The 13,252-nt window shown below is 73.3% G+C and carries 17 protein-coding genes; 15 read left to right on the top strand and 2 right to left on the bottom strand.

Annotated elements, in window-relative coordinates; translation table 11 throughout:
• Position 1: 1 nt before the first annotated feature.
• Positions 2-2,182, bottom strand: coding sequence for a DUF1996 domain-containing protein (locus ACZ6EG_RS22935; RefSeq protein WP_469607090.1), 2,181 nt, complete (start codon positions 2,180-2,182; stop codon positions 2-4).
• Positions 2,183-2,371: 189 nt separating this feature from the next.
• On the bottom strand, positions 2,372-2,503 hold the full coding sequence (locus ACZ6EG_RS22940) for a hypothetical protein (protein WP_391970563.1): 132 nt from the start codon (positions 2,501-2,503) through the stop codon (positions 2,372-2,374).
• Positions 2,504-2,987: 484 nt separating this feature from the next.
• Here ACZ6EG_RS22940 and ACZ6EG_RS22945 point away from each other — a divergent pair, with 484 nt between their 5' ends.
• The 15 genes from ACZ6EG_RS22945 to ACZ6EG_RS23015 all read left to right on the top strand — a co-directional run bounded on the left by ACZ6EG_RS22945 (position 2,988) and on the right by ACZ6EG_RS23015 (position 13,249).
• Positions 2,988-3,437, top strand: coding sequence for a hypothetical protein (locus ACZ6EG_RS22945; RefSeq protein ID WP_469607094.1), 450 nt, complete (start codon positions 2,988-2,990; stop codon positions 3,435-3,437).
• A gap of 20 nt (positions 3,438-3,457) precedes the next feature.
• On the top strand, positions 3,458-4,270 hold the full coding sequence (locus ACZ6EG_RS22950) for an SDR family NAD(P)-dependent oxidoreductase (protein ID WP_469607097.1): 813 nt from the start codon (positions 3,458-3,460) through the stop codon (positions 4,268-4,270).
• Positions 4,271-4,355: 85 nt separating this feature from the next.
• Positions 4,356-5,012, top strand: a complete 657-nt coding sequence (locus ACZ6EG_RS22955; RefSeq protein WP_391970566.1) for a class I SAM-dependent methyltransferase — start codon at positions 4,356-4,358, stop codon at positions 5,010-5,012.
• A 156-nt stretch (positions 5,013-5,168) separates the two neighbouring features.
• On the top strand, positions 5,169-5,486 hold the full coding sequence (locus ACZ6EG_RS22960; protein WP_356604807.1) for a gas vesicle protein GvpO: 318 nt from the start codon (positions 5,169-5,171) through the stop codon (positions 5,484-5,486).
• 36 nt (positions 5,487-5,522) lie between these two features.
• The gene (locus ACZ6EG_RS22965; RefSeq protein WP_391970568.1) at positions 5,523-6,035 is read left to right on the top strand and encodes a gas vesicle structural protein GvpA; all 513 of its coding nucleotides are present in this window, start codon (positions 5,523-5,525) and stop codon (positions 6,033-6,035) included.
• On the top strand, positions 6,032-6,829 hold the full coding sequence (locus tag ACZ6EG_RS22970; RefSeq protein WP_469607102.1) for a GvpL/GvpF family gas vesicle protein: 798 nt from the start codon (positions 6,032-6,034) through the stop codon (positions 6,827-6,829). The genes ACZ6EG_RS22965 and ACZ6EG_RS22970 overlap by 4 nt, the downstream gene beginning before the upstream one ends.
• 4 nt (positions 6,830-6,833) lie before the next feature.
• Positions 6,834-7,112 carry a gas vesicle protein GvpG gene (locus ACZ6EG_RS22975; RefSeq protein WP_469607105.1) on the top strand — a complete coding sequence of 93 codons (279 nt, stop codon included), beginning with the start codon at positions 6,834-6,836 and terminating at the stop codon, positions 7,110-7,112.
• Positions 7,109-7,756, top strand: a complete 648-nt coding sequence (locus ACZ6EG_RS22980) for a hypothetical protein (RefSeq protein WP_469607108.1) — start codon at positions 7,109-7,111, stop codon at positions 7,754-7,756. The genes ACZ6EG_RS22975 and ACZ6EG_RS22980 overlap by 4 nt, the downstream gene beginning before the upstream one ends.
• Positions 7,753-8,670, top strand: a complete 918-nt coding sequence (locus tag ACZ6EG_RS22985; RefSeq protein ID WP_469607110.1) for an SRPBCC family protein — start codon at positions 7,753-7,755, stop codon at positions 8,668-8,670. The genes ACZ6EG_RS22980 and ACZ6EG_RS22985 overlap by 4 nt, the downstream gene beginning before the upstream one ends.
• Before the next feature lie 18 nt (positions 8,671-8,688).
• Positions 8,689-9,087, top strand: coding sequence for a gas vesicle protein (locus tag ACZ6EG_RS22990; protein ID WP_469607113.1), 399 nt, complete (start codon positions 8,689-8,691; stop codon positions 9,085-9,087).
• Entirely contained in the window at positions 9,084-10,067 is a 984-nt protein-coding gene (locus tag ACZ6EG_RS22995; RefSeq protein WP_469607115.1) for a GvpL/GvpF family gas vesicle protein, read from the top strand. Before ACZ6EG_RS22990 ends, ACZ6EG_RS22995 begins: the two co-directional genes overlap by 4 nt.
• Positions 10,064-10,312, top strand: coding sequence for a gas vesicle protein (locus ACZ6EG_RS23000; protein WP_391970575.1), 249 nt, complete (start codon positions 10,064-10,066; stop codon positions 10,310-10,312). The genes ACZ6EG_RS22995 and ACZ6EG_RS23000 overlap by 4 nt, the downstream gene beginning before the upstream one ends.
• A complete protein-coding gene (locus ACZ6EG_RS23005) occupies positions 10,309-10,602 on the top strand; it encodes a gas vesicle protein K (RefSeq protein ID WP_356604825.1) in 294 nt (97 codons plus the stop codon). The genes ACZ6EG_RS23000 and ACZ6EG_RS23005 overlap by 4 nt, the downstream gene beginning before the upstream one ends.
• A 91-nt stretch (positions 10,603-10,693) precedes the next feature.
• A complete protein-coding gene (locus ACZ6EG_RS23010) occupies positions 10,694-11,785 on the top strand; it encodes a substrate-binding domain-containing protein (protein WP_469607120.1) in 1,092 nt (363 codons plus the stop codon).
• Between the two features lie 129 nt (positions 11,786-11,914).
• The gene (locus tag ACZ6EG_RS23015) at positions 11,915-13,249 is read left to right on the top strand and encodes an ABC transporter substrate-binding protein (RefSeq protein ID WP_469607123.1); all 1,335 of its coding nucleotides are present in this window, start codon (positions 11,915-11,917) and stop codon (positions 13,247-13,249) included.
• Positions 13,250-13,252: the final 3 nt, after the last annotated feature.

Here is a 13,252-nt window from a genome sequence, read left to right on the forward strand (position 1 = left end):
CCTACCGGGCATGCCTCCTGGAGCGGATCAGCAGCAGACAGCCACCGGCGAAGAGGACGCCTCCGACGGCCGCCGGCCACAGACCCAGGCCGGAGCCCGTCTCGGCGAGATCGCCCTGGGCCGCCTGTGGTGCGGTCGCCGAACCGGCCGCCTCGTCGCCGCCCCCGCCCTGCGTCGCCCGCGGCGCGGTCACGCCGCCGGTCTCCTCCGGGGCGCCGGCGGGTGTCGTGGCGGCCCTGGGTTCGGCGGTGGGGGAGGCTTCGTTGTCGCGAGGCTCGTCCTGACCCCGGCCTTGGTTCTCGTTCTGGTTCTGGCCCTGGTTCTGGTCCTGGTTCTGGTCGTGGTTCTGGTCCTGGCCTTCGTCCTGGTCCTGGCCCTGGGGCGTTTCCTGGGCGGGGGGCTCGGGCTTGTCGGCGTCGTTCTGACCGTCGTCCTCCCCCGGGTCGGTCCCCTCGTCCTGTCCGTCGTCCTGTCCGTCGTTCTGGCCGTCGTTCTCGCCGCCCTGGCCGGCGTCCGCGGGGGCTGAGGCGGTGGCGGTCGGCTCGGCCGGGGGCTGTGATGCGTCGGGGGTGCCGGTGGGCTGCTCCTGGGGGTCCTCCCCCTCGCCGGGCTCCGGACCCGGGGGCGTGTCCGCACCGCACGCGCGACCGCTGTTGATGCAGTCGACCATCTCCCGCATCAGGTCCTCGTCGAAGACGTTCACGAAGTCGCTGTGGTCCGTCACCGGCTTGTGCAGCTGCTCCGGGAAGGAGTCCACGGCGAAGAGCGGGACGGTCTTCCCCCCGTCCCCGAGGCTGGGCGCGTCGACGTCGTAGACCACGCGCTGGACCAGTCGCGGGATGGGCCGGAACCCGGCCGGGCAAGCGCCGTCGGCGGCGGCGAAGGCCACGTGGGTGCGGTGGTTGGCGCTGTCGATGTTGCGGCCGTCCCAGCAGCTCTGGAAGGTGAAGGTGCGCACCACGTCGCTGCCGGTCGGGCAGAGCGGGTACTTGTCCTTGAGCTGCCGGTCCTCGAAGCCGGTGCAGCTCCAGGAGGCGTTGGCGTTGGTGTTGCCGTTGACGAACGCCTTCGCGTCGCCGGTGATGATGCGCAGCAGTCGCGGCATCTCCGTGACCCGGCCCCGCTCGTTGCCCTGGAAGGTCAGGGTGACCTCGGCGGGCGTCACGATCTCGCCGGCGTTGCCCTCGATGCCGCCACCGGGCGACTCGGCGTCCTTCTCGACGGTGCCGTTCTGCAACCGCAGCACGGGCCAGTAGTACGAGGACCTGTCGCCCTGGTCCGCGCAGCTCGTGTCGGCCGCGGCCAGGTCCTCGTCGCTGGCGAAGGCGTCGTTGCCCTGGTTGCCGACGTAGTCGTGGAAGTGGTGCGCGCCGTTGCTGACGCCGGGGGCGGCGATGATGTTGTCCGAGTTGAACAGGCCTTCGGCGTTGACACCGCAGCTGGTGGCGAAGGAGCCACGCGAGGCGTTCTTCTGCCGTGCCGCCTCGGCGCCGCCTGGCTGGACCGACTTGATGTCGACGTAGTCCGCGGCCACCGGCCCGTTGCCCGCCTGCCCACCGTTGCCGGGCTGCTGCTGACCGTCTCCGGTCGCCCCGTCCTCGCCGGCGTCCCCGGCGTCCGTGGCGTCCCCGGCGTCTCCACCCTGCCCGGGACGCTCACTCCCGCCGTCCCCCGCGTCCGGTGCCGCGATCTCGGTGCGGCGCAGCGTGCACGGGGCCAGGGCTTCCAGTCCCTCGGGGCGGGCACCGGCCCTGTCGACGGCGGCGACGATGCGTTCGATCGTCGCGGCCCGCTCCTGCTTCAACGGGTCGAGGAGGGCGCCCTCGTCGACCTTGCCGTCGTCGGCGGTGCGGGCGGCTTCCTGCAACCGCAGGTAGGCCGTGGCGATCTGCTCGTCCAGCCGGGCCAGTTCCCTGTCGACGTCGGGCCTCGCCCGCTCCTCGACCGCGGTGAGCCGTTCGCTCAGGTCGGGGCAGTCGACCGTGGCCGCCACTCCGGAACTTCCCAGGGGTACCGCGGGGTCGCCGGCTTCGGTCGCGGAGGCGAACACGTTCACGGCCACCAGGCCGCCGCCCCCCAGTATCAGCGCGAATGCTCCGAAGGTCGCGCGGCGCGCCCCGGTCGGGCGTCTGCGCCTGTTGTGTCCCAAGACGTGCTCCAGTGTCGTGACGGACTCGGACATGCAATGTCCCCGGCTCCATACGGAGCCGGGGACCGGAGCGTTCAGACGTGCCGGGAATTCTCAGCGGACGTTGGGTCCGTCTCCGGTATCGGTCTCCTCCGGGCTGGGTGAGGAGTCCCTGGCGGACGAGGCACCCCGGCCGGGAGCGCGTGACGTCGCCACAGGAGTCAGCCGGAATCCGTCATCAACTCACGGGCCCTCGAAGCACCCGAGGACGGTCGCCCGGTCGAAGCACCGCGCCTCCACGTCCTTCCTCGCGATCGTCCGGAAGACGTCACCGCCGATGCGCAGGTCACCGAAGTCCAGGGCGCCGCCGTACATTGTGCGGCCGTCGGGGGGGCAGTACCAGAGTCGTCGCGTCGTCGGGGCAGCGCGGCGAGGTCCAGCATCGCGATCAGGTTCAGCCCCGCCGGGAGTCCGGGAGCGTCGGCGGGGAGCAGGTGGGGCCCGCCGAAGTGGCCCACGACCGGCCCGTCCACGGTGGACGCCAGGGTGGCGCAAGGGCGGGCGGCCTCGAGCCACCTCTCCACCTCGGCGGACGGGACGCCGACCGCGAGAGCCTTCTCACGGAGCCGGCTCGTCTTGTCGAACATCGGGTTTCATACGGCGAACATAGGGGCGGGTACCGACACCGGCCCATGGGCCGCAGCGGGCACGACCCCGGCCGCCTCTCAGTGGGCGAATCCTGGAGTGGACCGGAAGCACATGCGCCCCGCGAGGGCGGTCCTGTTAGGCCTCCGGGTTCGGGGACCCGGTGCCGGCCGTACCCGCCCGCGCACCAGCGCCCACGCCGAGGGAGTCCCGGATGTCACTGACCAAAGGCCTCGTCGCCGGAGCGGCCGGGACCGTCGCGCTGAACCTCACCACGTACGGTGACATGCTGTTGCGCGGCCGGGGACCCAGCGACGTCCCGACCCAGGTCGCGGACCGGTTCGTCGACCGGGCCGGGATCGGGCTGGGCGACGAGGAGACCGGACGCCACCGCGAGGAGGCCGTCGGAGCCCTCCTCGGCTACCTCACCGGCCTCGGGGTCGGCGCGGCCTACGGGCTGCTCCGGCGTCGCCGCGGGGCGCTGCCGGACTGGGTGGCCGGTCCCCTGCTCGGCGCCGCCGCCATGGTGAGCAGCGACCTGCCGGCCACCGTGCTCGGGGTCACGGACCCCACCTCATGGGACCGGACGTCCTGGGTGTCGGACCTCGTGCCGCACCTGGTGTACGGCTTCGCCACGGCCTCGGTCTACGAGGCACTGCGCTGAACGGGAACGGAGGGGTCACCATGGCCGGCAGCAAGCCGCTCGCCCTGGTCACCGGGGCGTCCAGCGGAATCGGGTACGAACTCGCCAGGCTGTTCGGGGAGCAGGGCCACGACCTCGTCGTCAACGCCGAGGACGAACGGCTGGAGCACGCCGCCCAGCGGCTGCGGGAGACCGGCGCCGAGGTGCGGGCCGTGCGCGCGGACCTGAGGACGGCCGAAGGCGTGGACCGGCTGGTGGCCGCCCTCACCGGGCTCGCCGTGGACGTGGCCGCGCTCAACGCGGGAGTGGGGCAGGGGGGTGCCTTCGTCGACACCGACCAGGCCGACGACCAGTCCGTCATCGACCTCAACGTGACATCGACCGTGCGGCTCGCCAAGCCGCTGCTGCGGGACATGGTGGCGCGCGGGGTGGGCCGACTGATGTTCACCTCGTCGGTCGCCTCGACGATGCCGGGCTCCTTCCAGTCCGTCTACAACGCGTCGAAGTCCTTCGTGCAGTCCTTCGCCCAGGCACTCCAGGAGGAGGTGGCGGACACCGGCGTCACGGTCACCTCCTTCATGCCGGGCCCGACGGAGACGGACTTCTTCCGGCGGGCCGGGATGGAGGACACCAAGGTCGGCACCATGGACAAGGACGATCCCGCCCAGGTCGCCCGGCAGGCGTACGACGCCGTCATGAAGGGCCGCGGGAAGCTGGTGACCGGCTCGGCGAAGACCAAGGCCCAGGGTGTGGCCGACAAGGTCCTGCCGGACCGCGTCAAGGCCGCCGTGCACCGTCGGATGGCCGAGCCGGGGACGGCGCCGGACGCCGACGGGCGCCCCGACCGGGGATAGCGCGGTCCGGCGGTGCCCTTGTCGGCGGCTCGCCCGCGGTGAAACGATGTCCGCGGCACCGGATCAGCGCAGCGAAGGGACCGTCGTGACCGACGACCAGCAACGGCCACCGGCCGCCGCCGTGTTCGACGCGCTGGGCGCGGACTACGAGAAGGCGTTCGCAGCTTCGAGGACGCATCGGCACTCACTGGAGTGGCTGCTCGGACGGCTCGCGCCGGGCAGCCGGGTGCTGGACGTGGGCAGCGGCACGGGCCGGCCCACCGCCGAGACACTCGCGAACGCCGGGCACGACGTGCTCGGCGTCGACGTCTCCCCCGTCATGGTGGAGTTGGCGACGCGGCAGGTGCCCGCCGCCTCCTTCCGGTGCGCCGACATCCGCGACGTCCCGTTCGAGGACGCCTCGTTCGACGCGGTGTGCGTGTACTTCTCCCTGCTCCAGCTGGACCGGCGGGAGCAGGCGGACCTCGTACGGGGCCTGGTGCGCGTGCTGCGGCCGGGCGGCCTCATGGTCCTGGCCACCGTGCCGCTGGACGTGGAGGGCGTCGACGCCACCTTCATGGGCCGGCCGGTGCGTGTCTCCAGCTTCACCGCGCAGGGTTTCGCCGCCGTGGCCGAGGAGGCCGGCCTGGAGATCCTGGCGCAGGAAGCGTCGATGTTCACCCCGGCCCACCCGGCCGCTCAGCCGGAGCCGCACCTCTTCCTGCACGGCCGGCGCCCGGACGCCGCCACTCCGCGGCCCTGACCTCCGGCAGCCGACACCCGGCTCCCGTTCCCGCCGTCACGCGTCACCCGTCACGCGTCACCCGTCACCCGTCACCCGTCGGCGATACGGCCTCGTAGCCCCCGGATGGGGTAACTGCGCACGCGCGGACCCGGTCCCGCGGCCAGAGTGGGCAGCATGACAGAACCTGGCGAGCGACGGCGCGGCACGACTTCCACGACCACGCGCGAGCGTGCCGTGCGGGGTGCTCGGGACGCCGCCCAGCACGCCGCCGACGCCCTGGGCGAGCTGATCCGACACCGCCTGGAGGGAGTCTCCGCGGTGTGCAGGAGCGAGGACGACGGCTGGATCGTCAGGGTGGACGTGCTGGAGGTGGCGCGCATCCCCGACACCACCAGCCTGCTCGCCACCTACGAGGTCGAGCTGGACTCGGCGGGCGACCTGCTCCAGTACCGCAGGGTCGCCCGGTACCGGCGCGGTGCCCAGGACCAGTGACCGGGCCGTCGAGCCCGCCCCCGGAAGGACCACCGCATGATCACCTATGACGACGAGGTCGTCTGCGCGCCCCGCGCCGGAACCCTCTACGACGTCCTCGAACTCATCCTCGACCGCGGCATGGTGATCGACGTCTTCGTACGCGTCTCCCTGGTCGGCATCGAGATCCTCAAGGTGGACGCCCGCATCGTGGTCGCGAGCGTCGACACGTACCTGCGTTTCGCGGAGGCCTGCAACCGCCTGGACCTGGAGCACGACGTGCGCTCCAAGACGGTCCCCGAGATGTTCGGCAGTCCGGTCGCCAAGACCATAGGCAAGGCGGGCGCCAAGCACACGGCGCGCTCCCTCACCGACAAGGTGCGCGGCATCCTCACCCCCGAGGAGGAGGAAGAGGAGGCGGCGCAGGAGGAGGAAGCCCGCCCCCGTGAGCGCGCGGAGCGCGGCCGTGCTCCGCAGCGGCCCCGCAGCCGCCCGGCCGCACGCCCCCACGCGGAGGACGACCGCCCGCGCAGCCGCCCCCGCCGACGCACGGAGACGGAGGACGAATGACCGCCCCCACCACCAGTGCCACCACCGCCGGCTCCGACGCCACCACCGCCGAGGCCGCCGCCGCGGCCCCCAGGGCGCTGTACGTCTACGGGATCACGCCCGCCGGCGTCGGCACCCCCCGCTCCCCCGGGGTCGACGGTGCTCCCGTACGGCTGCTGACCGAGTCCGGACTGTGCGCTGCGGTGTCGTCCGCCCCCGCACGGCTCCGGCCCCGGCGCCGTGACCTGCTGGCCCATCAGGCCGTGCTGGACGAGTTGGCCGCGCAGGGGCCGCTGCTGCCGATGCGGTTCGCGGTCCTCAGTCCCCGGCCGGATGCCCTGACCTCCCAACTGCGCCTCGACGCAGCCCACTTGAAGCGGCAGCTGGACGACGTCCGGGGGTGCGTCGAGTTCAACGTCAAGGGAACGGTCGTGCCCGGCCACTTCGCCGATCTCGTGCGCCGCGACGAAGGGCTGCGGGCCCTGGCCCTGCGTACCCGGCGGCGGCCGGACTACGAGGGCAACGTCCGGCTGGGCGAGGCGCTGGCCCGCGGTGTACGCCGCGAGGCCGGGCGCGCGGCAGGTGACGTGCTCGACCGCCTGACCCCGCTCGCCGTGCGCACGGTGCGGGGACAGACCGACGACGAGCAGGTGCTCAGCGCGTCGTTCCTGCTGCGCGCCGCCGACGAGGAACCCTTCCGGCGGGCCGTGGACGAGCTGGCGCGCACCCGCGGGGACCGGCTGGCGATCAGTCTGACCGGGCCCCTGCCCTGCTACAGCTTCGTCGACCCCAGCCCCGCACGGGACGGGCGGTGACGGTGTGGGCATCGTGAGCGGCCTCCTGCTGCTGCCCCTCGCGCCGGTGCGCGGCACGGCGTGGATCGCCGACCACCTGCTGCGGGAGGCCCGGCGCCAGGCCCACGACCCGCGCCTCGTCCAGGCGCGGCTGGCCGCCCTCAACCGCTCCCTGGACGAGGGCGCCATCGACGAGGCGGCCTTCGAACGGGAGGAGGACCGACTGCTCACCCTCCTCGAACGCACGGCCCGGCCCACCGGCCGCGCCACCACCGTGGACCGAGCGCAGAGAAGGCACGTATGAGCGACAACAAGGCGACCCTGGCGGCGGCCGTGGCGGGCGGATACCTCCTGGGCCGCAGGAAGAAGGCCAGACTGGCCCTCGTCGTCGGCTCCTACCTCGCGGGGCGGCGGCTCGGCCTGTCTCCCGGTCAGGTCCTCTCCCAGGGCCTGTCCGGCCTGCAAGGGACGCCTCAGTTGCGGGAACTGACGGACCAGGTCCGCGGCGAGCTGCTGACCGCCGGACGCGCCGCCGTCACCGCCGCGGCGAACCGCGGGCTCACCGGCCTCGCGGACACGCTCCGCGACCGTACCGACGCGCTCACCGGCGGGGGGCCGCGGGACGACCGGTCCGGCGAGTACGACGATGAGTATGACGACGAGTACGACGACCGCGACGCGGAGGACCGCGACGAGCGGGAGGACGCCGCGGACGAGGACGCCTACTTCGACGAGGAGGAGCGCGAGGAGGACCGGCGCCCCGCCGCGGCGCCCCGCCGGACGAGCGAGGAGGCTCCGCCGCGCGGAACCGCCCCGCCCGCGAAGAAGGCCGCCGCGAAGAAGGCCGCCAAGAGGGCCGCTCCGGCCGAGAGGAGCGTGTCTTCGAAGAAGGGTGCGCCCGCGAAGAGGACCGCCCCGGGCGGCAGGCGCGGAGGTGGGCGCGGATGACTCCGGACCGGCAGGAGAACGGTGGAACGTCGCCCCTCGGTGACCTCAAGGACGCGCTCGGCGGGTACCTCGCCGCCTCGGGGCACAGCCTCGTGGGCAAGGCCGGGAAGCGGATCGGAGGGCTGACCGAGCGGCTCACCGAGTCCGCCGGCGACCGAGGCTCCGGAGGCGGCAAGGGCAACGGCAACGGCAACGCACGGAGCAAGGCGAGCGGCGGCAGCGTCAAGGCGACGCACATGATGGAGACCGTCGACATCGGCGTCCCCCTGCGCACCGTCTACGACCACTGGACCCAGTTCCAGGAGTTCAGCGGCTTCACCAAGGGCGTCCGCAGCGTCAGCGCGCAGGACGAGGTGACGTCGGACTGGAACGTCAAGGTGGGCCCGTCCAGCCGGAGTTGGAAGGCGACCGTCCAGGAGCAGGTCCCCGACCAGCGGATCGTCTGGACCTCCGAGGGCGCCAAGGGCAGTACCCGCGGTTCGGTCACCTTTCACGAACTGGCGCCCCGGCTGACCCGGATCGTGCTGGTCGTGGAGTACTACCCGGCGGGCTTCTTCGAGAAGACCGGCAACCTCTGGCGTGCCCAGGGCCGTCGGCTGCGGCTGGACCTGAAGCACTTCGCCCGGCACGTGACCCTGCTGGGCGACGAGGAAGTGGAGGGCTGGCGCGGCGAGATCCGCGACGGCGAGGTCGTCAAGAGCCACGAGGAGGCGCTGGAGGAGGAGAACGCCGACGCCGACGAGGACGCCGACGAGGACGGCACCGACGCCGAGGACGGCGCCGAGTACGAGGACGACGAGAGCGAGGACGACGAGGAAGGTGACTACGAGGAAGGTGACTACGACGACGAGGATGAGGACGACGAGGACGCCTCCTACGAGGACGACGAGCGGCCCCGCCGCCGGCGTCGCTGACCAGCCGGGGAGCACGCAGTGACAGACGTCGACCACCGCTTCGCGGAACCGGACGGCCAGCCCTACGCGCCCGTCACCGGCAACCTCGCCGACCTGCTCGAACGCGTCCTGGACAAGGGCATCGTCATCGCCGGCGACATCAAGATCGACCTCCTCGACATCGAGCTGCTCACCATCAGGCTCCGGCTGTTCATCGCCTCGGTGGACACCGCCAAGAAGGCGGGCATCGACTGGTGGGAGACCGACCCGGCGCTGTCGTCCCGGGCCGCGCGGGACGAGCTGGCCGAGGAGAACGCCCGGTTGCGGGCCCGGCTCGACGCACTGGAGGAAGCGCTGGAGGAGTCGCCGGAGGGCGCGCAGGGCTCCGAGGGCTTCCTCGCGGGGGCGTCCGGGGAGACGGCGGGGGCCGCCCGGTGAGCACGGTCGCGATCCGGCCGGGTGCCCCGGCCCTCGTCTGCGTGTTCGCCGTCACCCGCACCCCGCCCGACGACGCCGCGCTGGCCGCGACGACCGGTCACGAGGAGGGCGGTCCGCTGCGCGTCCTGCGCGTGGACGGCCTCTGCCTGGTCGTCCAGGACGTGCCGGCCGCGCTGTTCGACGAGCAGGCGCTGGGGGAACGGCTCAACCGGCCCGCTGATCTGGAGCGATGCGCCCGCGCCCACCACCGCGGCGTGGAGGCCGCGGGCGGGAGGGGCCGCTCCGTCGTACCGCTGCCGATGGCGACCCTGTACCGGAGCGACCGGACCGCGCAGCAGGCGTTCGCCCCCCGCAGGGCGGTCCTGGAGACGCTGCTGGACCGGCTCCGGGACCGTACCGAGTGGGCGGTGAAAGTGCACGCCGCCGAGCACGCGGCCTCCGCCGCCCCGCCAGTCGGCACGGGCACCGACGCCGGCCCCCGCCCCGCCGCGGGCGGCCGTGCCTACCTCAGCCGGGTCAGCGCGCGGCGGCGCGACCGGCAGGACGCGCACGAGCGGGCCCGGGCCGCGGCGGAGGCGGTGGACGCGGAACTGCGGCGGTACGCGGTCGCCGCGACCCGGCACCGGCCGCAGAGCGAACGGCTGACGGGCCGGCGCGCCCCGCAACTCCTCAACGCGGCCTACCTCGTGGCGGACGCGGAAAGCGCCGCCTTCACCCGCGCACTGTCCCGACTCACCGCGGAGGGCCCGTCCGGCGAGGTCCGGATCGAGGCGTCGGGCCCGTGGATCCCGTACTCCTTCGCCCGCTGGGACGAGGAACCGGCCCCCACGGAACCGGAGCCCGCGCCACGGCAGGCCGCTCAACCGGGCCCCGTACAGCCTGACTCCGTACCGCCTGACCCGGTGCCACCTGACCCGGTGCAACCTGCCCCCCTGCCACCGGCGCACCCGGACCCCGCGCAGCAGGAGGCCCGCGCATGACCGAACTGGACACCCGTACGCCGGGCCCGGCGCCCGTGCCCTGGGACGGCCCCGAGCCGTACGCGCCGGTCGGTGTGCCCCTCGTCGACCTGCTGGACCGGGTGCTGGCGACCGGTGTCGTGGTGAGCGGGGACCTCGTCCTGGCCATCGCGGACGTGCCGCTGGTACGGATCTCGCTGCACGCCCTGCTGTCGTCGGTGAGCGAACGGATGCCCGCCCCCTGGCCGGACAGCGGGCCGCTGTGACGGCGCCCCGGGCCCACTCCCTCGACCTGGACCCCGAGCGGGTCACGAACGACCTGGCCGCCCTGGTCCTCACCGTGGTGGAGCTGCTGCGCCAGCTCATGGAGCGCCAGGCCGTGCGCCGCTTCGACGAGGGCACGCTGAGCACGGACCAGGAGGACCGGCTCGGCACGGCGCTGATGCTGCTCGACGAGCGCATGGACGACCTGTGCGCGCAGCACGGCCTGAGCCGCGCCGACCTCAACCTCGACCTGGGCCCCCTGGGCACTCTCCTGGCGGACCCCGAGCCCTGAGGAGGACACCGGCCGGCCCCCGCCCCCGCGACGAGCGATCGCTATGATGACGGCGAATCGCTCAAACGAACATCGTCGGGTGGGGAGACGGATGCGGGAGCCGGTCGATCTCAGGCGTCAGCGGATCCTGGCGGCGGTCCGGGCGCGGGGCACCGCGCGGGTGCGCGACCTCGCCGAGGAGCTGCAGGTCTCCGTGGTGACGGTCCGCCGTGACGTGGAGGAACTGACGCGCGAGGGCCGGCTCCGCCGCGGGCACGGCGTCGTCCGCTCCACGGTGCCCGCCGAGGAGGAGCCCGCCGGTACGGGCGCGGCGGCCGGGGACCGGGTGGCCGTCGTGGTGCCCGTACGGCACTCGTACCTGAACGAGACCCTGCACGGCGCCCGCACGGTCCTGGAGGAGGCCGGACTGCGCCTGGCCCTGCACCTCGCGCCGCAGGCCGCGGGGGCCGAGCGCCCGCTGGTGGAACGGGCCCTGGCGGAGGGGGCGGAGGGTCTGCTGATCGCCCCGCGCTGGCGTGGCCGGGCCGAGGAGGAGGCCGACCACGAGTGGCTCGCCGCGCTCGGGGTGCCGACGGTGCTGATGGAGCGCCGCCCGTGGCGCGGCAGCGCCCTGCACGCCCTGGACTCGGTGTGCTCGGACCACTGGTACGGCGCGCACCTGGCCGTGGAGCACCTGGTGGGGCTCGGTCACCGGCGCCTCGTGTTCGCCACGCGCCACGACAGCCCCACCGCACGTTCGCTGCGGGCCGCCTTCACCGAGATCGCCGGGGCACATCCGCTGGTGGAGCGGTGGGCGTGGACGCTCATCGCGCCGGAGGCCGGTGTCGACGGGCCGTACTCGCCGGACGAGACGGCCGACTTGTCCGCCCTGATGCGCAAGGTGGAGGCGACCGCCATGGTGCTGCACGGCGACGTGGACGCGCTGATGGTCGTCCAGCGTCTGGCGGAGGAGGCGGTACGGGTGCCGGAGGACTGCTCGGTCGTGGCGTACGACGATGTCGTGGCCGGACTGGGTTCGCCGCCGCTGACGGCCGTGTCGCCGCCGAAGACCGAGGTCGGGCGCATGGCCGCCGAACTGCTGCTCCAGCGGCTGGCCGAGGCGCCGGGGGCCCGGCCGGGGCGGCGGGTGGAGTTGCTGCCGCGACTCAGGGTGCGGGGATCGACCGCACCCTGTGCCGAGTGAGCGTTTGAGCGTTTTATTTTCTTCTGATCGATCTATTGACCGTTTGAGTCAGGGCGTTCAGGATTCCCGTGTCCCGAACAGCCGTGTCCGCGCATCCCCCGCGGACCCGCAGGAGCCGCGGGAGGCGCCATGCCCGGACGACCACCCAGCCGTCGTTCCGTACTGGCCGCGATGGCCGCCGTACCCCTGACAGGAGCCGTGAGCGCCTGCACCAGGGGGAACGGCGCATCGTCGGCCCGCACGGGCACCACCACGCGCATCACCTTCTGGTCCGCCCTGCGCGGCAGCCAGGAAGTGGTCGACGCCTTCAACCGCACGCACCGCACCGTCCAGGTGGACTTCCAGCAGATCCCCTCCGGCGGGCAGGGCGGCTACGCCAAGCTCAGCAACGCCGCCCGGGCCGGCAACGCGCCGGACGTCGCCACCATCGAGTATCCGCAGGTGCCGGGGTACGCCATCGACGGCGTCGCCCGTGACCTCACCGACCTGGTCAGCGACCGGCTGCGCCGCAGGCTGCTCCCCCAGGCGCTCGGGCTGACCACCTTCGAGGGCCGGGTGTTCAGCGTGCCGCTGGACGTCGAGCCCATGGTCATGCACTACCGCGCCGACCTCTTCGAGCACTACGGGCTGCGGACCGCGCGCACCTGGGACGAGTTCGCCGAGCAGGCCGCCACCGTGCGCCGCAAGGCGCCCGACCGCCGGTTGGTGCTGTTCCCCACCGACGGGATGACCCAGTTCGCCTGCTACGCCTGGCAGGCGGGCGCCCAGTGGTTCGACACCTCCGGGGGCGCCTGGAACGTCTCCCTCGCCGACGCTCCGTCCAGACGGGTCGCGGAGTACTGGCAGCGGCTCATCGACCGGGACGACGTCTTCATGAACGCCGTGGAGAGCAGGCAGTCCGACGCGCAGATCGGCAACGGACTCGTCCTCACCCGGCTCAGCGGCGCCTGGGACGCCGGGGCGCAGATGAACGCGCGGCCCGGGCAGAAGGGCCAGTGGCGGATCGCGCCGATGCCCCAGTGGGACGGCTCCGCCCCCTCCGCCGGCACGCACGGCGGCTCGACCTTCGCGGTCACCGCGGACAGCCGTCACCCGGAGGCCGCGATGGAATTCATCGAGTGGCAGGTCTCCCACCCCGACGCCCTGCGTGCCCGCCTCTCCAGCGGCACCAGCAGCCAGTACCCGGCCGCTCCGGGGCTGGTCTCCGTGGGACGCGAAGCCTTCGACCGGTCGTACTACGGCGGTCAGGACATCTACACCCTGTTCGAGCGGGAGGCCGAGAAGATCGGCGAGAACTGGTTGTGGGGCCCTCGGATGAGCGCGACCCAGAAGGTCATGCAGGACTCCTTCGCCCGCGTCAGCGGCGGCCGGGGAAGCCTCGTCGAGTCCCTGCGCGCCGCCCAGGAGGGCACCATGCCCGACCTCGAGGCGCTCGGCCTGTCCACCACCCAGCGCAGCACCTGAGCC

The sequence above is a fragment of the Streptomyces sp. NPDC041968 genome (genome assembly GCF_055589025.1).